Origin of the sequence: Streptomyces sp. NPDC001231 (genome assembly GCF_042896885.1) — a bacterium.
Classification (GTDB): domain Bacteria; phylum Actinomycetota; class Actinomycetes; order Streptomycetales; family Streptomycetaceae; genus Streptomyces.
Map to the genome: position 1 here is coordinate 107,317 of NZ_JBIAXS010000029.1, position 16,760 is coordinate 124,076.

The window sequence follows — 16,760 nt, forward strand, 5'->3', positions numbered from 1 at the left end:
CTCAGACGGACTACATAAGTTACCGATCAGTAATCTAGAGGCCGCCTCAGGAGCCCCCATGCAACTCGCCGCGATCATCGTGTCGCTGGTCCTGACCGTGGTCGGCGTCGCGCTGCTCGCCCGTGCCATCGGCCAGTTCGTCCGGTACTTCAAGCTGGGCCAGCCCGTACCCGCCGGCACCCGTACCGACAACCCCTACCAGCGCAGCGTGACCCTGGTCCGGGAGTTCCTCGGCCACACCCGGATGAACCGGTGGGGCATCGTGGGCGTCGCCCACTGGTTCGTGGCCGTCGGCTTCCTGACGCTGCCACCCACCCTCGCACAGGCGTTCGGCCAGTTGTTCCGGGCCGACTGGACGCTGCCGATCATCGGCGACTTCCTGCCGTTCGAGATGTACATCGAGTTCATCGGCGTGATGACCGTCCTCGGCATCGCCGTGCTCATCGCGATCCGGCTGCTGAGCCTGCCGTCCCGGCCCGGCCGCAAGTCCCGCTTCGCCGGCTCCAAGGCCGGCCAGGCGTACTTCGTCGAGTACGTCATCCTCACCATCGGCCTCGCGATCTACGTCCTGCGCGGACTGGAGGGCGCGCTGCACCACGTGGAGCACTACGAGGCCGGGTACTTCGCCTCGTACCCGCTGGTGCTCGCCTTCAAGGGCCTGTCGGCCGGCACCCTGCAGAACCTGGTCTACCTGACCGCGATGATCAAGATCGGCACGTCCTTCGTGTGGATGATCGTGGTCTCCCTGAACACCAACATGGGCGTGGCCTGGCACCGCTTCCTGGCCTTCCCGAACATCTGGTTCAAGCGCGAGGCCGACGGCGGTACGGCCCTGGGCGCCCTTCAGCCGATGACCTCCGGCGGCAAGGCGATCGACTTCACCGACCCCGGCGACGACGACGTCTTCGGCGTCTCCCAGGTCGAGCAGTTCTCCTGGAAGGGCCTGCTGGACTTCTCCACCTGCACCGAGTGCGGCCGCTGCCAGTCGCAGTGCCCGGCCTGGAACACCGGCAAGCCGCTCTCCCCCAAGCTGCTGATCATGTCGCTGCGCGACCACGCGCACGCCAAGGCCCCGTACCTGCTGGCCGGCGGCGGCAAGTCGATGGAGGGTGAGGAGAAGGCCTCCGCCGAGCAGCTGAAGGACGTCCCGGCGGCGGCGCTCGCGGAGGCCGAGCGCCCGCTGATCGGCACGCTGGAAGAGAGCGGCGTCATCGACCCGGACGTCCTGTGGTCCTGCACCACCTGCGGCGCCTGCGTCGAGCAGTGCCCGGTCGACATCGAGCACGTCGACCACATCGTCGACATGCGCCGCTACCAGGTCATGATCGAGTCCTCGTTCCCGTCCGAGGCGGGCACGATGCTCAAGAACCTGGAGAAGAAGGGCAACCCCTGGGGCCTGGCCAAGAAGCAGCGCCTGGAGTGGACCAAGGAGGTCGACTTCGACGTCCCGGTGGTCGGCAAGGACATCGAGGACCTCTCCGAGGTCGACTACCTGTACTGGGTCGGCTGCGCCGGCGCCCTGGAGGACCGCGCCAAGAAGACCACCAAGGCCTTCGCGGAGCTGCTGCACATCGCCGGCGTGAAGTTCGCGATCATGGGCGGCGACGAGAAGTGCACCGGCGACTCGGCCCGCCGCCTGGGCAACGAGCCCCTGTTCCAGGAACTCGGCATGGAGAACGTCGCCACGCTGAACATGGCCTTCGGCGAGGAGACGGACGACGAGGGCAACGTCACCGAGGAGTCCCGCAAGCCGAAGTCGGCGAAGAGGATCGTCGCCACCTGCCCGCACTGCCTCAACACGCTCGGCAACGAGTACCCGCAGCTCGGCGGCGACTACGAGGTCATCCACCACACCCAGCTGCTCCAGCACCTGGTGGACGAGGGCAAGCTGGTCCCGGTCACCCCGGTCGAGGGCATCATCACCTACCACGACCCCTGCTACCTGGGCCGCCACAACAAGATCTACACGCCTCCGCGCGAGATCATCGGCAAGGTCCCGGGCCTCAGGAACGAGGAGATGCACCGCCACAAGGAGCGCGGCTTCTGCTGCGGCGCCGGCGGCGCCCGGATGTGGATGGAGGAGCGGATCGGCAAGCGCATCAACGACGAGCGCGTCGACGAGGCCCTTTCGCTGAACCCGGACATCGTCTCGACGGCCTGCCCGTTCTGCCTGGTCATGCTCACGGACTCCGTGAACGGCAAGAAGAACGACGGCAAGGCCAAGGAGTCCATCCAGGTCGTGGACGTCGCCCAGCTCCTGCTGGACTCCGTCCGGACGCCGGTCGACCCTGCGGGCGAGGCGGCCGACGAGAGCGAGCCGGAGCCCGCGCCGGTGAAGTAGGCGGCCCGGCCGTCCCGCGCTCGGCGCCCCCGCGTCCGTACGGGCACGGGGGCGTCGCCGTGTTTCCGGGAGCGCTACGCGCCCTTGGGCGCGGCCTGCTGCACGACCTCGAAGGACCACAGGGTGGAGCCGGTGGCCGCGGGCTTCGGCCTCTCCCCTCCCTCACCCCCGCCGGCGCCCTGGTGCGCGGCCTTCATCGGCCCCTCCAGCCAGGCCTGGAACGACTCCTCGTCACGCCAGCGCGTGTAGACGAGATAGGTGTCGGTGCCCTCGACGGGGCGCAGGAGCTCGAACCACTCGAACCCGTCGGAGTTCTCGACCGCGTGCGCCCGGGAGGCGAACCGCTTCTCCAGCGTCTCGCGCTGCTCGGCGGGCACGGTCAGTACGTTGATCTTGACTACGCTCATGGTCCCATCCTGCCCGGTGGCCCCCGGGCCGCCACTCAGCGCCTCCGTGGTCGCCTCCGTGGTCCGGAGAGTTCCCGCCCGACACCTCGGAACACCCCGTGAACGCCCCTGAGAAGCGACCGGAACTCCCCTTAAGGGATGTCACAGCTCGGACCCAAAGCCCTGCCGGAACACCCGGCCCCGCACGTGACTTGCCGGGCTCGGGTACGTTCGATGACGTGGCTGGATTCAGGAGCGGACGCGGCGGCCGGAACGACCGGGCCCCGCAAGCGCGAACCCAACGACCTCCGTACGGGCAGCAGGCGCCCCAGGCCCCCTCGTACGGCTATCCCCCGGCGCAGCAGCGGCCGCCGTACGGAGGCGGCGGCGCCCAGTGGCCCCAGGCCGACGGCGGCGGCTACGGCGGCGGCCAGGGCGAGCCGGAGTACTTCGGCGGCGGCTACCCGCAGGGCGGCCCCGACCCGTACGCGGCCAACAACCCAGGCCACACCCAGGCGTTCGCCGTCGGTGAGGACCCCTACAACCAGAGCGGGACCTACCGCGCGGGCTCGGCACCGGCCGGTCCGATCGGCCCCCGGCTGCACTGGACGGACCTGCTGCGGGGCATAGTCCTGTCCCCCAACCAGACCTTCCTCCGGATGCGCGACTACACGATGTGGGGCCCCGCCCTCATCGTGACGTTCCTCTACGGACTGCTCGCGGTCTTCGGCTTCGACGGCGCCCGCAAGGACGCCATCAACGCCACCCTCTCCAACGCGGTCCCGATCGTCCTGATCACCGCCGTGGCCATCGTGATCAGCTCCTTCATCCTCGGTGTGGTCACCCACACGCTGGCCCGCCAGCTCGGCGGCGACGGAGCCTGGCAGCCCACGGTCGGCCTGTCCATGCTGATCATGTCGATCACGGACGCGCCGCGTCTGCTCGTCGCCATGTTCCTCGGCGGCGACGCGGGCTTCGTCCAGCTGCTCGGCTGGGCCACCTGGGTCGCGTGCGGCGCCCTGCTGACCCTCATGGTCAGCCGCTCCCACGACCTGCCCTGGCCCAAGGCCCTGGGCGCCTCGGCGATCCAGCTGATCGCACTGCTGTCGATCGTGAAGCTCGGCACGTTCTAGCGTTCCGGCCTTCCCGCAGCCCACCAGCACACAAGGGGCCCGGCGACGATTCGCCGGGCCCCTTGCTCGTCTCCTGCCGTCAGAGCTTGCCGCCGATCTCACACGCCCTGCACGGCGGCTGCCCGCAGGTGCACTGCATGACGGCCTCTACGACCCCGCGGTCGTGGTAGAGGCACTCGTCCTTGCAGGTGTGGCGCGGGATGAACCCCGCCGGGATCTCGCCGGGCCACGGCTCGTGGCCGTCCCGGCAGCGGGCGAACCGCTCGGGGTCGGTGGAGTGCAGGTCGTGCATGCTCGACCGTGCCTTGTCCTCCAGCTCCCGCACTCGCTCCACCAGGCTCTTCAGCTCGGCGGCGATGCCGGCGTACTGATCGGTGCCGGTCCTCACGTGTGCGGCCCGCAGCGCCATCGCCGCGTTGCCCAAAAACCTGCCGGCGTCCTGAAGGTCGGTCACGTGATGCAACTGAATGCCGTTCACGCCTCGTACCCACACGGCGTCCATGTTGCTCACCGATCCGCCCTCCTTGGTTTTCTGCGAGACAGTATGCGTGGCGCCGGCGCCTCCGCATAAGGAAAAGTCAATCTATTTACTGAAACTAAAGGTCTCGGTCGCAACCGTCCAGCAGAATTCGGAGTGAGTCGGCTCACTCTCCCCCTCGCGGTGGATCTTCCACTGGCCCCCTGCGGCACCCGACTGATCAACGCGGCCGCTCGATCATGCACTGACGCGCACACCACGCTGCCGGAGCAGGCGAGGGGCACGGGCGACCCCTCTCCGACTTGACACGCCCATTGGCGAGACGTCTCCTTGAAGAGAGGAAACAGTTGCGGCAGACGCTTTTCCAGGCGTGCCGCACACTCGGGTTCGAGCGTCCAGTGGCTTCCGGAGCGATAATGGCCACTTACGAATATCTGTGCAGCCATTGCGGTCCTTTCGATGTGAAATTGACGATCGGAACGGCACCCGAGACGTATGGCTGCCCTTTTTGCGCGGACGCTGCGAGGCGTTTGTACTCCGCGCCCGGCCTGTCGACGGCCTCGAGTGCTTCCGCCGTCCTCCGCGAACGGGAGGAGCAGGCCCGTGAGGCTCCGGCAGTAGTCTCCGAAGTGCCGCCGCGCACAAGGCCGGAGCCGCGACCGCACCCCTCGCTCTCGCGGTTGCCGCGTCCCTGACTGTCTCCACCCCACGCGGAGTCAGGAGGTGCGTCCCGGTGGGAAATGCGGGACTCCTCTTTGTCGGTGCGGTGCTCTTCATGAATGGGTTGCTGCTTCTCGGCAAGGTCGACGCCCGGGCGGGAGCAGTGTTCAACCTATTCGTGGGAACACTGCAGGTAGTGACGCCGACTTACCTCATCTTCACCTCCGGCGGCGACCCCAAGAAGATCCTGGCGGCATCCGGCATCTACCTGTTCGCCTTCACCTACCTCTATGTGGGAATCGGCCTGCTCGCCGACCTCGACACCACCGGGGTCGGCTATTACTCATTGTTTGTGGCAATTGCCGCCCTGGGATATTCGTACGCCAATTTCCGACTCTTGAAGGACTACCCCTTCGGGGTCATCTGGCTCTACTGGGCCTTGTTGTGGTTCCTGTTCTTCCTGCTGCTCGGTCTCAAGATGGACCACCTCAGGACCTATACGGGCTGGATCACCGCGATCGAGGGCTGGGTCACCGGTGCCATTCCGGCGGGGTTGCTGCTCTCCGGCTACTGGAAGCACCCCACCGAGACCGCCATCGCCCTGGGAGTCTTCGGCGTGCTGATGTTCGTGGGGCTGTGGCCGCGCACCCGTCAATCGCCTCAGCCCACCCAAGCCACTCCGCCGGCCAATGGTGGGGGCGCTCCAACGTCACCGGATCAGAAGTGAGGAGCTGTCATGCCCGAAATCCTCTTCAGTGTGGACCAGAGCAAGTCGATGCGTGAGCAGGACGTTCCCGGACACAACAGGTGGCACCCCGACATCCCCAGCTTCACCATGGTGAAGCCGGGAGCGGAGTTCCGCGTGGAGTGCCGCGACTGGACCGACTGCCAGATCGGCAACAACGACTCCGCCAACGATGTGCGCGACATCGACCTGACCATCCCTCACATGCTCAGCGGGCCGATAGGCGTGGAGGGCGCCGAACCGGGCGACCTGCTCGTCGTCGACATCCTCGACCTCGGCCCCGTGCCGCAGCAGAGCGGGGACGCGGCCGGCCAGGGCTGGGGCTACACCGGCATCTTCGCCAAGGCCAACGGCGGAGGCTTCCTGACCGACTACTTCCCGGACTCCTACAAGGCCGTCTGGAACTTCCACGGCCAGCAGGCGGTCTCCCGCCACCTGCCCGGCATCCGCTACACCGGAATCACCCACCCCGGGCTGTTCGGAACGGCCCCGTCCGCCGAGATGCTCGCCCGCTGGAACGCCCGCGAGAAGGCGCTGATCGACACCGACCCGAACCGGGTCCCACCTCTCGCCGTACCTCCGGACGCCAACAACGCGCTCGCCGGCACGGCCACCGGAGACCTCGCACAGCGCATCGCCGCGGAAGGCGCACGCACGGTGCCGGCCCGCGAGAACGGCGGCAACCAGGACATCAAGAACATGACCCGCGGCTCGCGGGCCTTCTTCCCCGTGTACGTCAAGGACGCCAAGCTCTCCGCGGGCGACCTGCACTTCAGCCAGGGCGACGGAGAGATCAGCTTCTGCGGCGCGATCGAGATGGGCGGCTTCATCGACTTCCACATCGACCTGATCAAGGGCGGCATGGAGAAGTACGGCATCACCACCAACCCGGTGTTCATGCCCGGTAACGTCGAGCCCCGCTACACGGAGTTCATCAGCTTCATCGGTGTCTCCGTCGACCACGACACGGACACCAACTTCTACATGGACGCGACGCTGGCCTACCGGCGTGCCTGCCTCAACGCGGTCGAGTACTTCAAGAGGTTCGGCTACAGCGGCGAGCAGGCCTACCTGCTGCTCGGCTCCGCGCCCATAGAGGGACGCATCAGCGGCATCGTCGACATCCCGAACGCCTGCTGCTCGCTGTACGTACCCACCGCCATGTTCGACTTCGACGTCCGGCCGTCCGCCGCCGGCCCGGTGAAGGCCGACCGCGGTCAGGCGGCCCTGACCACCGCCTGACCGGACCACGCACAGGAACGGCCCCGCAGCACGTGCTGCGGGGCCGTACGACGTTCGACGCGGCGCTACGGGGCCTCTCGGGCCTCTCGCTACAGGGCGTCCTTCGAGGGCGTGATGGGCGTACCGGCCTTGCGGCACGGGGGCAAGACGGACCACGGGAAGTTGATCCAGTCGTCGGTGCGCTTCCAGACGTACTCGCACTTCACGAGCGACTGGGACTTCTCGTAGATGACGGCGCTGCGCACCTCGGCGACGGTGTCCAGGCAGAAGTCGCGGACCAGCTTGAGCGTCTTGCCGGTGTCGGCGACGTCGTCGGTGATCAGGACCTTCTTGTCGGAGAAGTCGATGACGTTGGGCACGGGCGCGAGCATGACGGGCATCTCGAGCGTGGTGCCGACGCCGGTGTAGAACTCCACGTTGACCAGGTGGATGTTCTTGCAGTCGAGGGCGTAGGCGAGCCCGCCGGCGACGAAGACACCGCCGCGCGCGATGCTGAGCACGATGTCCGGCTCGTACCCGTCGTCGGCGATGGTCTGCGCGAGCTCGCGCACGGCGACGCCGAAGTCCTCGTAGGTGAGGTTCTCTCGTATCTCGGTCATGTCGTGGGCGCCCCTCACACCTGCGTGCGGTGGAAGTTGACGTAGGAGCGGGAGGCGGTGGGACCGCGCTGCCCCTGGTACCGGGAGCCGTAGCGTTCGCTGCCGTACGGGGCCTCGGCGGGCGAGCTGAGCCGGAACATGCACAGCTGCCCGATCTTCATCCCGGGCCAGAGCTTGATCGGCAGGGTCGCGAGGTTCGACAGCTCCAGGGTCACGTGCCCGGAGAACCCGGGGTCGATGAACCCGGCGGTGGAGTGGGTGACCAGCCCGAGCCGCCCGAGCGAGCTCTTGCCCTCGAGCCGGGAGGCCAGGTCGTCGGGAAGCGTGATGACCTCGTACGTCGACGCGAGGACGAACTCACCCGGGTGCAGGATGAACGGCTCGTCGCCCTCCGGCTCGACCAGCCGGGTGAGGTCGGGCTGCTCGACGGAGGGGTCGATGTGGGGGTAGCGGTGATTCTCGAACACCCGGAAGTAGCGGTCCAGCCGCACATCGATGCTCGACGGCTGCACCATGGATTCGTCGAAGGGATCGATCCGCACCCGCCCGGCGTCGATCTCGGCCCGGATGTCCTTGTCTGAGAGAAGCACGTAGCGAGGATACGCAAGGCGCGCGGAGCCTCCGCAATCAGGACGACTCCACGCGCCGGTGCCGCGATACTTCCGCTACCGCTTCTGAAGTGCCACGGGCACCACACTGCGGAGCCTGGCACACCGTGGACACCTCATGAGCCGGCCGGGGCCGAGCCGCTCGGCCTGCTGCATCGGGAACGAAGCGGTGCTGAACACGTGCCCCTCGGCACAACGGACGATGCGCTCCATCAAGTCCCTTAAGTCCCTTCCCCAGAACCGCGTCTGGCCTCTCGCCGCCTGACGACAAAAGCCACATTACGGGATCAAAGAGACGTGCCACCAGACGGCACTCCGGCCCCAGAGGACCCCTCTCGCACACCCCCACCGTACGCCCCAACTCCGTTCCCCCGCAGCGCCGCTCCCCTCTTCGAACGCACGCCGGCCCCACGGTTCGAGCACCGGGGGCCAGGGATGGGGTACAGTGAGCGCCGGACCCGGACTTCGGCCGGCGTCTTACGCGGGTGTAGTTTAATGGTAGAACATCAGCTTCCCAAGCTGAGAGCGCGAGTTCGATTCTCGTCACCCGCTCCAAGCGAAACCCCCAGGTCAGAGACCCGGGGGTTCTTTGTTGTCTAGACCGGTCGGCGGTGCGCGCACCACAACCGCACCATTAGCCCTCCGATAGCTCCTCCTTGTGGTGCGCGCGGTCGCCGTTGTGGTGCTTCGCACGTTCGGCCCGTACGAGGTCGTCCAGCCCGGCGGCGACCTCCCGTTGCCGCTCCTCGTCGGAGTGCTGATAGATCAGCGCCGCCTTCTCGGAGGACTGGCCGGCGCGCACCATCGTGTCCCGGAGGGTCGCGCCCGAGCGGGTCGACAGGGTGTGTCCGGTGTGCCGAAGGTCGTAGAAGCGGAAGCCGTCCGGGAGACCGGCGACCGCGCGAGCCCGACGCCACTTCCGCCCGAACGAGGTGCGCCGGAAGGCCGCGCCCTTCTCCCCCACGAAGATCAACCCGTCCGGCCCTTTCTCGGCGAACCAGTCCAGGTGCCTCTTCACCTCCTTCCGCAGGAAGGCCGGGAGCACGACGACACGGGCGCCCGCATCGGACTTGGTCGGCCCAGGGGCCCGCTTGCCGTTGGTCCGCTCAGGCTCGGCGACGCGCACGCGGATCACGAGGTTGTCGAGGTCGACGTCACAGCGACGGAGACCGGCCAGCTCCTCAGGCCGCATCGGACCGTACGCGCCGAGGTAGACCATGAGCCGCCAGCGAATGCCGATCGCGTCGGCGAGCGCGTCGACCTGGGCGACGGTGGCGATGCGCCGCTCGGCGGCGAACTCCTTGCTCGCTCCCTTGATCCGGCACGGGTTGCGCGTGATCAGGTCGTCGTCGACAGCCGTCTCAAGAATGCCCTTGAGGAGGCGGTACGCCTTGGCGACGGTGGTCTTGGCTCCGGTAGTGCGGAGCCGTTCGGCTCGCCACTCGCGGACGCGAGGAGCGGTGATCTCGTCAAGGTCGAACCCGCCGAACGTCGGGAGGATGTGCAGGCGGAGCAGGTGCCGGTACAGGTCCTCGGTCCGAACGGCCAGCTCCCGTTCCTCGACCCACTTCTCGGCTAAACGCGGAAGTTGACCGCCCCCGCATCAGGAGCGCGCCAGTCCCCGCGGCTGAGGTCCGCCTCAACCTGAGACAGCCAGATCTCGGCGTCCTTCTTGGTCTCGAAGGTCTCTTCCGCGCGGATGCGCTCACCGTCGGGCCCGAGGTATGACGCCGTCCAGCGACCAGACCGGTACTGCCGCACTGCACCGAAGCGCCGGCGCCTGCCCTTCTTGTTGGCCATCAGGCAGCCCTCCGCAGTCCGGCACGACGGAGCCTGACGGGCTCGACGGTGTGCGACTCGATGAACTCAGCGACCGCGCTTGCCGGGATACGGACGTGCCGACCGACCTTGACGTACCGGATGCGCCGCTCCTCGATCAGGCGGCGAGGGAAGCGCGCTGTCGTACCGAGCAGCTCGGCGACCTGGTCCACCGAGAGGTAGCGGTCATTCATACGGTCGGCTCTCCTTCCGTTCCGGGGGCGGGTTCGAGGGATTCGGCAAGCCAGGCTTCGGCGCGGGACAGGCCAGTACCGGCGAAGACCCAGTGCGCGAGGACGAGCGTGGTTTCGCCGTCCTGCGGGACGGGCGGGGCCGCTTGGGCCCGGCGCCAGTCGGCGCGCGCGTCACGGAGGGCGCCGAGGGTGGTGGAGTAGCGGCGGGACTTGGTGGAGAAGTGGCCTCGGAAGCCGAGCATGTGGGCCCAGGCCCGCAGGCGGAGGTCTGCCAGCTCGGGACGGGCGCCCAGGGTCCAGGCGGTGCGGATCATGCGCCGGGCGTGTTCGGTGATCCGGGCCTGGACCAGCTCGGCGAGGAAGCGGATCGGCCGGTCCAGGGTGCCGGTCGCTGTCTCGGCGCCCTTGGTGGCGTACTTGGCGATGTAGGCCGCTACGGCCCGCTCGGTCAGCTCCTGGCCGTCGTCGAAGTCGGCGGAGCGGATCGCGCGGACGTCGAGCTGTCGGCCGAAGACGAAGGAGTGTGCCCGTTCGTCGATCACCGGCCGGTCGACTCGCGCGGTGGTGGCAGCGGCCCGGATGGCATCGGTCAGCAGCTCGGCCGTGGCCCAGGCGGGAGGCGGACAGTCGCCGCCCTCCGGACCGTCGAGGCGGATCACGGCGTGGAAGTGGACGGCGCCCCGCTTCTGGTACTCGGCCACCTTCGCGAAGGAGATCCGGGCATGGCTCCGGAACGCCCGCTGGGTGAGGCCGGCCCGCTTGGCGACCTCCCGGCGCAGGTAGATCGAGAAGCGCCGCCACAGCGCTCCCGCGTGCGCGTTCCACAGGACGGCCGCTTCGTAGTCGTAGGACTCCGGGTCGAGGGGCGTCCCCAGAGCCGGGTCCTGGTCGTCGTGATGGACGCCGCAGCGGCAGGGGCGACCGCCAGAGGGCCGGTTGTGGACCGGGCCGAAGCTGGGAGCGGTGAAGGTGGCGAAGACGCGCGGGTGGGTGGCGACCCGTTCGGGGGTGCCCTTGCCGCCGCGGAGTCCGGCGGTGATCAGGTGGTAGGTGTCGCGGCGGTAGGTCTCGGCGCAGGCCGCGCACCGGGTGGCGCGGCGGTTGTTGCAGCGGACGAGGAGCTGACCGGCGGGCAGGGCCGTTGAGTCCAGGTGGTGCAGGACGCGGCCGATCTCGCCGGTCGTGGTGTCGACCGCGTATGCGGTGCGGTGGCCGTCGAGGCGTACGGGGCGGGTGCAGCCGCCCAGGCCGGACAGTTGGCGGGCCAGCTCGGGCATGGTGCCGAGCGAGGCCAGCATGGAGAGTTCCGCCAGCGGGGGCGGAGTCTGCCGAGTGATGATGGGAGTTCCTTTCGGCTGTTGCGACGGTTGGGAGGGACGGCCCCGGGGCGGCGGGATGCTTGGCGGCGTTTGCCGCCCCGGCGGCCGGTCAGCGCTTGTTGGCGCTGCTGAGGAGGGAGCGCAGGACCACGGCGGCGATGGCCACGGACACGGCCGAGACGGCGAGGGCCGCCAGGAGCGCGGTGAGCACGATCCCGACGACGACCACGGCGACCGCGCCGACACCGACGCCCACGTACGGGGCGACCGGGTGGCCGACCGAGGAGGCCGGAGCCTGCGTGTGCTGAGGCGTGACGGTTGTCGTCGGCGGAGTCGGGATGTCGGGCAGCTTGGGGCGGAGCACTGTGGACCTCCTTGTCACTCGTGGGTGCCGTTGACGACGTCGACCCCGGAGTGGGTGCCGGACTCGATGGCGGGGGCGAGGAAGGTGTGCGAGAGCCAGAAGCCGAACAGCGCGATCACGACGGCGACCCAGAGCCGGACGCCGAGGAACTTGATCGCGGCCCAGGCGATGACGCCCAGGACGAAGACGAGCGGCAGCGAGACGGTCACGGGATCCCCTCAGCGGACGGCGCAGCGGTGGGTACGGGCGGCCAGCTCGGCGGCGGCGCGGCTGTCGTAGTCGGTGGCGAAGCCGCAGCGCGGAGCCGTGCAGGCCGCGGTGTGCTTCTCGCGGCCCCGGCCGTCGTAGTAGGTGGCGACCTGGACGGGGCCGATGCGGGCGACGTTGCGGAAGCGGCGGTTGGCGGTCATCAGCGGGTCTCCTTCGGGTCTTCGCCGGTGAAGTCGGTGACGTGCTCGGCCAGCCAGCGCAAGATCTCGTCGCCCTCGTAGCTGTCGGCGGCGAGGATCACGGGCTCGGCGATGAGCACGGCTTCGGTGAGGCGGTTCTGTCGGGTCAGCTCGGCGGCGCGTTGCAGCGCGCGGAGCGTGGACGGGCGCACGGTGGAAAGTCCTCCGGGGTCAGGTGAGTTGGGCGGCGATGGCTTCGGCCAGCGGCAGCGGGACGCCGAGCCGGGCGCGAAGGGTCGAGGTGTCGATGGGTGTTCCGGTCCGGGCTCGGTGCTCGTCGGCGACCTTGCGCGCGAGCGTGACGAGCGCCGGCGGAACCGGGGTCGTGGAGGGCGGAGCCGTTTCCGGCTTCGCAGCGGGCAACTCGGGTGCAGGGGCAGGGGCTTGGGGCGCCGTGGGTTCCGGGGCCGACTCGCGCTCCGTCATCGGGGCGTCTGCGGTTGCTCCGTGGGCGAGCAGCGTCCCGCCGAGGAAGGCGACCGCGGGCCATCCGGCGACGAGGATGCGCAGCCAGGCCGGTACGGCGCCCAGGTCGAGCAGCCCGGCCGTGGCGACGTTGGCGCCGAGCGAGGCGGTCAGGGCGACGAGGAACCAGCACCATCCGGCCGCTTTCGCCCCGCCGGAGCGGAGCCGCCGCCAGGCCGCCACCAGCAGCAGGTCGACGGAGACCGGATAGGCCCAGGCCTTCCAGCCGTGCTGTCCGGCAGCCGCGGCCAGGTCGTGCAGGTGGGCGAAGGACAGCGCGGCGGCGATCAGCGCTTGGACGAGTACGGCGTCGAGGCGGACGGGCAGGGCACGCACAGCGCGACTCCTTCCGATTCCGGGCATGGAGGGGGTAGGGACGTGGCACGGGACGGCCGTGCCGGCCGTGGACGGGGTGCGCTTACTCGGTGACCGGGCGAGCCGTGGCCACGGGCCCGGACGCCTCCACCGGCATCGGCGGGACGTACGGCCGGAAGGGATCGAGCGCCGGCACGTCGGGGGCGAGGTCCGCCGTCGCGCGGCAGGTGGCCGCAGCGTCGGCGAGGGAGAGGTAGGGGGTACGGATGCGGGACCAGCCGCCGGAGGTGTCGCCGACGACGGCCAGGCCGGGCAGCTCGGGGGCGATGGCGCAGGCCGCCAAGACGGCCTCAGGGGCGATGTCGCCGAGGGCCATTTTGGCCGAGGCTTCATCGTTCACGCGGTGGCAGACGCGGCCGGTGAGCTGAGCGCGGAGCATGGTCGCGCCCTTGCCCAGCTCGGCCCCAAAACGCTGCCCGCACACTTCGAGATAGATCCCGGCGGCCCGGCCGAGTTGGGCGAGCCGGATGAGCTGGGTGACCATCTCGTCCCGCCGTTCCTCCTCCTTCCGCGTGGCGACGAGGAAGAGTTCAGCCACCTCGTCGATGAACAGCACGATCGGAGCGGGACGTTCGTCCTCAGGAAGTCCCCAGATGTCCGAGGTGATCAGCTCCTCCGGGGTGCCGGGCGCGATGCCCTGCCGGGCCTTGATCAGGTCGTATCGGTCCTCCATTTCCTTGACGAGCGCGGGAAGCAGCTCAGCCGCCTGGTCCGGGTCGGTCGCCAGGGCGGAGAGCCGAGGCCCGAAGGGCGCCAGCTCGACCCCGCGCTTGCAGTCGATGCCGACCAGGACCACCGGCTGAGCCGCAAGCGCGGTCAGCAGGTTCCGCAGGTACATGGACTTGCCCGAGAGCGTGGCGCCGAGCACCAGCTCATGCGGAACGGTCCGGTAGTCCCGCACGAACGCAGTCGCGTCCTCCCGTAACGCCACCGGGACCTGAAGCGGGCCGCCGTTGAGCCGACGGGGCATCCGCACCTTCCGCAGCACATCGAAGCCGACGAGCCGCAGTTCGACGACGCCCGGCTTGATGTCCCGCACGTGGACGACGTGGACACCCCAGGCGTGCCGGAGACGTTCGGCCGAGGCCGCCACGTCCGCCGGCTCCTGGCCCGGAGCCAGCCGCAGCCGCATGCGCAGGCCGGTCGTGGTGGGCCGGATGATGCCCCGACGAGGAGGCACCGGCCGGACTTCACGGCGGGTGGTCGCCCGGACAGCCAGCGCCCGCCACCGGGACGGCTCCACGGTCAGGCCGCAGGCGTCCATGGTCGAGGAGTACGAGGCCAGCAGCCGGGCCACCGAGAGCGGCAGCCCGACCGTGGACCAGTACGCCGCCGGGTAGGCATGCCGGGCGTAGGCAGCGCCGCCTATCGCAACGAGCGAACCGCCCAGCTCGGCCAACGTCGCCAGGTCCGTCACAGCGATCAGCCCGCCTGAGCCATCGGAAAGGCGCCCGGAGCAACGGCGGTCGCCCGGTAGGCGATGCCGTGCCGCTCCTTGCCGTTGAACACGCTCTGCCACGGCCGCGCCACCAGACCCGGCAGCGAGACCGGAGCACCGACCGTCAGGCCCTCGGTCACTCCGCTCTCCGGAACGGTGACCTGGATCAGCGACGACTCGCCCTCGTCGATGTAGACGACGCCGACGGTCATCAGCGCCTCACCGGTCACCGCATCCTTGGCGATCTCGCCGGTCTGCCGATCGCGCACCTTCGGGGCCGGAGCCTCGGTGAGCAGGATCGTGGCGGTCGAGGCGTCAACGCGGATCACACGCACAGGGATTACTCCTTCTGAGAGTCGATCAACCCGCCAACCTGACAGGTTGACTTAGCAAGTTTGAAGCTAGGGATGACAGGTTGACTTGTCAAGCTGTCATCGCGGGAATCTCGCCCGCAGGGGGGATCAGCTCAAGCGGTAGGTGTCTTCAAGTTCCTGCCGGTCAGCCGGAAGGAGCACGTCAGAGACCTGCAAGGATCGGCCGGAGGCGTCACAGGCGACGACCAGGACGCTCAGCACGGGAACGCCGTCCGGCAGATCCAGCAGCTCGGCTTCACGAGCCTCGGGCAGTCGGGCGGAGACCCGCTCGACCACGTGGTCGAAGCGGACTTTCTTCCGTGCTTCGAGGTGTTCGCGGACACTCCCGCTCAGGGGTTCATCGGACCCCAGCTCAGTGCCCTCGACCAGGCCGGCGGGGAAGTACGACGAGACCAACTCGACAGCTTCGCCGTCCTCTTCGACCAGGAAGCGGCGCATGAGGACGTCGGCCCTCTTCGGCAGGCCAAGCGCCGAGGCGACCCGAGCCGGGACAGGCACGTGCCCGACTTCGACCAGGCGGCCCGCGCCCTGCGACTCGTCGCGCTCCAGCGCCTCACGCCCCCGCCGGTCCTTCTGCTCGACGACTTCCGGGCGACCCCGGACGATCGTGCCGTACCCCTGACGGGACTCAAGCCAACCGTCCCGCTTCAGCAGCTCCAGCGCCCGGACGACGGTCGGGCGGGACATCCCGAAGGCCTGCACCAGCTGGTTCTCACTCGGTACACGAGTGCCGGGCGCATAGGTGCCGTCCTCGATGCGACGCTGAAGCGTCTGCGCAAGGCGCACGTACTTCGGTGGCTCCACTTCATACGCCATGAACGCCGCCTGTCGAGATTGGCCAAGTCAACTGGTCAACCAGACTAGCGACACTTGCACACCGGCAGTAGAAGGGGTGGGCTATCCCATCACGCCGGCCAGGCATCAGCCACCACGAAGGAGACAACCGTTCCGCCGAGGTAGCTGGGCCCGGAGTGCCAGGATTCGGCGATGGAGTCGACCAGGAGCAGTCCCCTCCCGTGCGCGTCGTTCGCTTCCGGGTGCCGCAGCCGCACGTTCGCCGGGAAACCCGGGTTGTGCACCTCGACGCGGAGCGTCGTTCCCTCGCGGAACCACTCGACCCGCACCAGCCAGGGATCATCCGACTTCCCGTAGCGGATGGCGTTGGTCACCAGCTCCGAGATCATCAGCGTGCAGTCGTCGACCGAGCAGGCCGGGTTGTACGGAGCGATGAACTTCCGGAACCAGCGCCGGGCCCGGGGCACGGACTCCGGCATAGGCTGCAAGGTCATCGCTCCGAGCCGCGGTGAGTCCTCGCAGGGGTAACGGTCAATCGTGTAAGCCATGCGTGCTCACTCCTTGCCGCTGCCGTCGCAGTCGAGGCAGCGCCGCTTCGACGTGGCACGGCTGCGGTCATTGGCCGTGGAGAGCGCCAGCGCCGTTCGGGAGCCGACGCGCTTCCACCCGCGCCCCCGACACCCCCGGCAAGCTAACCGCGCACCCTGCTCCGGCCGCCGACTCGTCACGTCGTGCCCCCTTCTCCTCCAAGTGGCCTTAGCCACTTCGTGGATAGTGGCATTAGCCACTTCGGGAGTGCAAGCGGTTCGCCGCAACTGGCGAGCCTTCAGGTGAGCGGGTAGCCCTGCTCGAACGCCCAGCGGTGCGGGGGATAGGTGGCTTTGAAGTTCCCCCCTGGGGCTGGACAGCCTGATACTGGGACGGTCGGTCCCGGAGGAAGCAGTTCCAGGTAGTGAGCAAGAAGAGCAACACGAGCA

At 68.9% G+C, this 16,760-nt stretch carries 20 protein-coding genes, 1 tRNA gene and 1 pseudogene; 6 read left to right on the plus strand and 16 right to left on the minus strand.

The annotated features are described in order from the left end of the window. Nucleotides 1-58 precede the first annotated feature (58 nt). Nucleotides 59-2,341: a (Fe-S)-binding protein gene (locus tag ACFY3J_RS30165; protein WP_390842136.1), complete on the plus strand. Its 2,283-nt coding sequence runs from the start codon at nucleotides 59-61 to the stop codon at nucleotides 2,339-2,341. Between the two features lie 74 nt (nucleotides 2,342-2,415). Here ACFY3J_RS30165 and ACFY3J_RS30170 read toward each other — a convergent pair whose 3' ends face one another. Continuing rightward, on the minus strand, nucleotides 2,416-2,748 hold the full coding sequence (locus ACFY3J_RS30170; RefSeq protein ID WP_141359740.1) for an antibiotic biosynthesis monooxygenase: 333 nt from the start codon (nucleotides 2,746-2,748) through the stop codon (nucleotides 2,416-2,418). 218 nt (nucleotides 2,749-2,966) lie between these two features. On the opposite strand from ACFY3J_RS30170, the gene ACFY3J_RS30175 reads away from it, so the two are divergent. Further along, a complete protein-coding gene (locus tag ACFY3J_RS30175; protein ID WP_384174683.1) occupies nucleotides 2,967-3,860 on the plus strand; it encodes a Yip1 family protein in 894 nt (297 codons plus the stop codon). 79 nt (nucleotides 3,861-3,939) lie between these two features. Here ACFY3J_RS30175 and ACFY3J_RS30180 read toward each other — a convergent pair whose 3' ends face one another. Beyond that, a complete protein-coding gene (locus ACFY3J_RS30180; RefSeq protein WP_361427156.1) occupies nucleotides 3,940-4,362 on the minus strand; it encodes a hypothetical protein in 423 nt (140 codons plus the stop codon). 392 nt (nucleotides 4,363-4,754) lie between these two features. Between ACFY3J_RS30180 and ACFY3J_RS30185 the strand changes: the two genes are divergently transcribed. Genes ACFY3J_RS30185 through fmdA form a run of 3 tightly spaced genes read left to right on the plus strand, consistent with a single transcriptional unit; the run spans nucleotide 4,755 to nucleotide 6,985 of the window. Further along, a complete protein-coding gene (locus ACFY3J_RS30185; protein ID WP_390842137.1) occupies nucleotides 4,755-5,033 on the plus strand; it encodes an FmdB family zinc ribbon protein in 279 nt (92 codons plus the stop codon). Nucleotides 5,034-5,071: 38 nt separating this feature from the next. Continuing rightward, nucleotides 5,072-5,725: an AmiS/UreI family transporter gene (locus ACFY3J_RS30190; RefSeq protein ID WP_384174679.1), complete on the plus strand. Its 654-nt coding sequence runs from the start codon at nucleotides 5,072-5,074 to the stop codon at nucleotides 5,723-5,725. 9 nt (nucleotides 5,726-5,734) lie between these two features. Then, nucleotides 5,735-6,985, plus strand: coding sequence for a formamidase (fmdA, locus tag ACFY3J_RS30195; protein ID WP_384174677.1), 1,251 nt, complete (start codon nucleotides 5,735-5,737; stop codon nucleotides 6,983-6,985). Nucleotides 6,986-7,074: 89 nt separating this feature from the next. Here the strand turns inward: fmdA and ACFY3J_RS30200 are convergent, their stop codons facing one another. Both ACFY3J_RS30200 and dcd read right to left on the minus strand, forming a co-directional pair. Next, nucleotides 7,075-7,584, minus strand: coding sequence for a phosphoribosyltransferase (locus ACFY3J_RS30200; protein ID WP_361427147.1), 510 nt, complete (start codon nucleotides 7,582-7,584; stop codon nucleotides 7,075-7,077). Between the two features lie 14 nt (nucleotides 7,585-7,598). Beyond that, a complete protein-coding gene (dcd, locus tag ACFY3J_RS30205; RefSeq protein WP_384174675.1) occupies nucleotides 7,599-8,174 on the minus strand; it encodes a dCTP deaminase in 576 nt (191 codons plus the stop codon). Nucleotides 8,175-8,673: 499 nt separating this feature from the next. Between dcd and ACFY3J_RS30210 the strand changes: the two genes are divergently transcribed. Continuing rightward, nucleotides 8,674-8,747, plus strand: a tRNA-Gly gene (locus ACFY3J_RS30210). A 79-nt stretch (nucleotides 8,748-8,826) separates the two neighbouring features. Here the strand turns inward: ACFY3J_RS30210 and ACFY3J_RS30215 are convergent. From ACFY3J_RS30215 to ACFY3J_RS30270, 12 genes and pseudogenes are all read right to left on the minus strand, one after another. Continuing rightward, a pseudogene (locus ACFY3J_RS30215) lies at nucleotides 8,827-9,992 on the minus strand (tyrosine-type recombinase/integrase). Continuing rightward, nucleotides 9,992-10,204 (minus strand): excisionase family DNA-binding protein, encoded by a 213-nt coding sequence (locus tag ACFY3J_RS30220; RefSeq protein WP_112467188.1) that lies wholly within the window; start codon nucleotides 10,202-10,204, stop codon nucleotides 9,992-9,994. Before ACFY3J_RS30220 ends, ACFY3J_RS30215 begins: the two are co-directional and overlap by 1 nt. Further along, nucleotides 10,201-11,502 carry a replication initiator gene (locus ACFY3J_RS30225; protein ID WP_390842138.1) on the minus strand — a complete coding sequence of 434 codons (1,302 nt, stop codon included), beginning with the start codon at nucleotides 11,500-11,502 and terminating at the stop codon, nucleotides 10,201-10,203. Before ACFY3J_RS30225 ends, ACFY3J_RS30220 begins: the two co-directional genes overlap by 4 nt. Before the next feature lie 130 nt (nucleotides 11,503-11,632). Further along, nucleotides 11,633-11,887, minus strand: a complete 255-nt coding sequence (locus tag ACFY3J_RS30230) for a SpdD protein (protein WP_390842139.1) — start codon at nucleotides 11,885-11,887, stop codon at nucleotides 11,633-11,635. 14 nt (nucleotides 11,888-11,901) lie between these two features. Beyond that, nucleotides 11,902-12,096: a hypothetical protein gene (locus ACFY3J_RS30235; RefSeq protein ID WP_390842140.1), complete on the minus strand. Its 195-nt coding sequence runs from the start codon at nucleotides 12,094-12,096 to the stop codon at nucleotides 11,902-11,904. A gap of 9 nt (nucleotides 12,097-12,105) precedes the next feature. Beyond that, nucleotides 12,106-12,297 carry a mobile element transfer protein gene (locus tag ACFY3J_RS30240; protein ID WP_254588184.1) on the minus strand — a complete coding sequence of 64 codons (192 nt, stop codon included), beginning with the start codon at nucleotides 12,295-12,297 and terminating at the stop codon, nucleotides 12,106-12,108. Then, complete coding sequence (locus ACFY3J_RS30245) at nucleotides 12,297-12,488, minus strand: hypothetical protein (RefSeq protein WP_112467184.1); 192 nt, start codon at nucleotides 12,486-12,488, stop codon at nucleotides 12,297-12,299. The genes ACFY3J_RS30240 and ACFY3J_RS30245 overlap by 1 nt, the downstream gene beginning before the upstream one ends. 19 nt (nucleotides 12,489-12,507) lie before the next feature. Continuing rightward, entirely contained in the window at nucleotides 12,508-13,137 is a 630-nt protein-coding gene (locus ACFY3J_RS30250; RefSeq protein ID WP_390842141.1) for a DUF2637 domain-containing protein, read from the minus strand. A gap of 82 nt (nucleotides 13,138-13,219) precedes the next feature. Further along, nucleotides 13,220-14,593, minus strand: coding sequence for an FtsK/SpoIIIE domain-containing protein (locus ACFY3J_RS30255; protein WP_390842142.1), 1,374 nt, complete (start codon nucleotides 14,591-14,593; stop codon nucleotides 13,220-13,222). Between the two features lie 5 nt (nucleotides 14,594-14,598). Next, on the minus strand, nucleotides 14,599-14,949 hold the full coding sequence (locus tag ACFY3J_RS30260) for a hypothetical protein (RefSeq protein WP_254588188.1): 351 nt from the start codon (nucleotides 14,947-14,949) through the stop codon (nucleotides 14,599-14,601). 126 nt (nucleotides 14,950-15,075) lie between these two features. Beyond that, nucleotides 15,076-15,804, minus strand: a complete 729-nt coding sequence (locus tag ACFY3J_RS30265; protein WP_390842143.1) for a GntR family transcriptional regulator — start codon at nucleotides 15,802-15,804, stop codon at nucleotides 15,076-15,078. Between the two features lie 89 nt (nucleotides 15,805-15,893). Continuing rightward, nucleotides 15,894-16,331 carry an ATP-binding protein gene (locus tag ACFY3J_RS30270; RefSeq protein WP_390842144.1) on the minus strand — a complete coding sequence of 146 codons (438 nt, stop codon included), beginning with the start codon at nucleotides 16,329-16,331 and terminating at the stop codon, nucleotides 15,894-15,896. Between the last annotated feature and the right edge of the window lie 429 nt (nucleotides 16,332-16,760).

Excerpts from the sequence above, each read along its gene's own strand:
- ACFY3J_RS30240 (WP_254588184.1), bottom strand. The coding sequence starts at position 12,297 with ATGACCGCCAACCGCCGCTTCCGCAACGTCGCCCGCATCGGCCCCGTC.
- fmdA (WP_384174677.1), top strand. The coding sequence starts at position 5,735 with ATGCCCGAAATCCTCTTCAGTGTGGACCAGAGCAAGTCGATGCGTGAG.
- ACFY3J_RS30180 (WP_361427156.1), bottom strand. The coding sequence starts at position 4,362 with ATGGACGCCGTGTGGGTACGAGGCGTGAACGGCATTCAGTTGCATCAC.
- ACFY3J_RS30200 (WP_361427147.1), bottom strand. The coding sequence starts at position 7,584 with ATGACCGAGATACGAGAGAACCTCACCTACGAGGACTTCGGCGTCGCC.
- ACFY3J_RS30265 (WP_390842143.1), bottom strand. The coding sequence starts at position 15,804 with ATGGCGTATGAAGTGGAGCCACCGAAGTACGTGCGCCTTGCGCAGACG.
- ACFY3J_RS30185 (WP_390842137.1), top strand. The coding sequence starts at position 4,755 with ATGGCCACTTACGAATATCTGTGCAGCCATTGCGGTCCTTTCGATGTG.
- ACFY3J_RS30165 (WP_390842136.1), top strand. The coding sequence starts at position 59 with ATGCAACTCGCCGCGATCATCGTGTCGCTGGTCCTGACCGTGGTCGGC.
- ACFY3J_RS30170 (WP_141359740.1), bottom strand. The coding sequence starts at position 2,748 with ATGAGCGTAGTCAAGATCAACGTACTGACCGTGCCCGCCGAGCAGCGC.
- ACFY3J_RS30220 (WP_112467188.1), bottom strand. The coding sequence starts at position 10,204 with ATGAATGACCGCTACCTCTCGGTGGACCAGGTCGCCGAGCTGCTCGGT.
- ACFY3J_RS30270 (WP_390842144.1), bottom strand. The coding sequence starts at position 16,331 with ATGGCTTACACGATTGACCGTTACCCCTGCGAGGACTCACCGCGGCTC.
- ACFY3J_RS30225 (WP_390842138.1), bottom strand. The coding sequence starts at position 11,502 with ATGCTGGCCTCGCTCGGCACCATGCCCGAGCTGGCCCGCCAACTGTCC.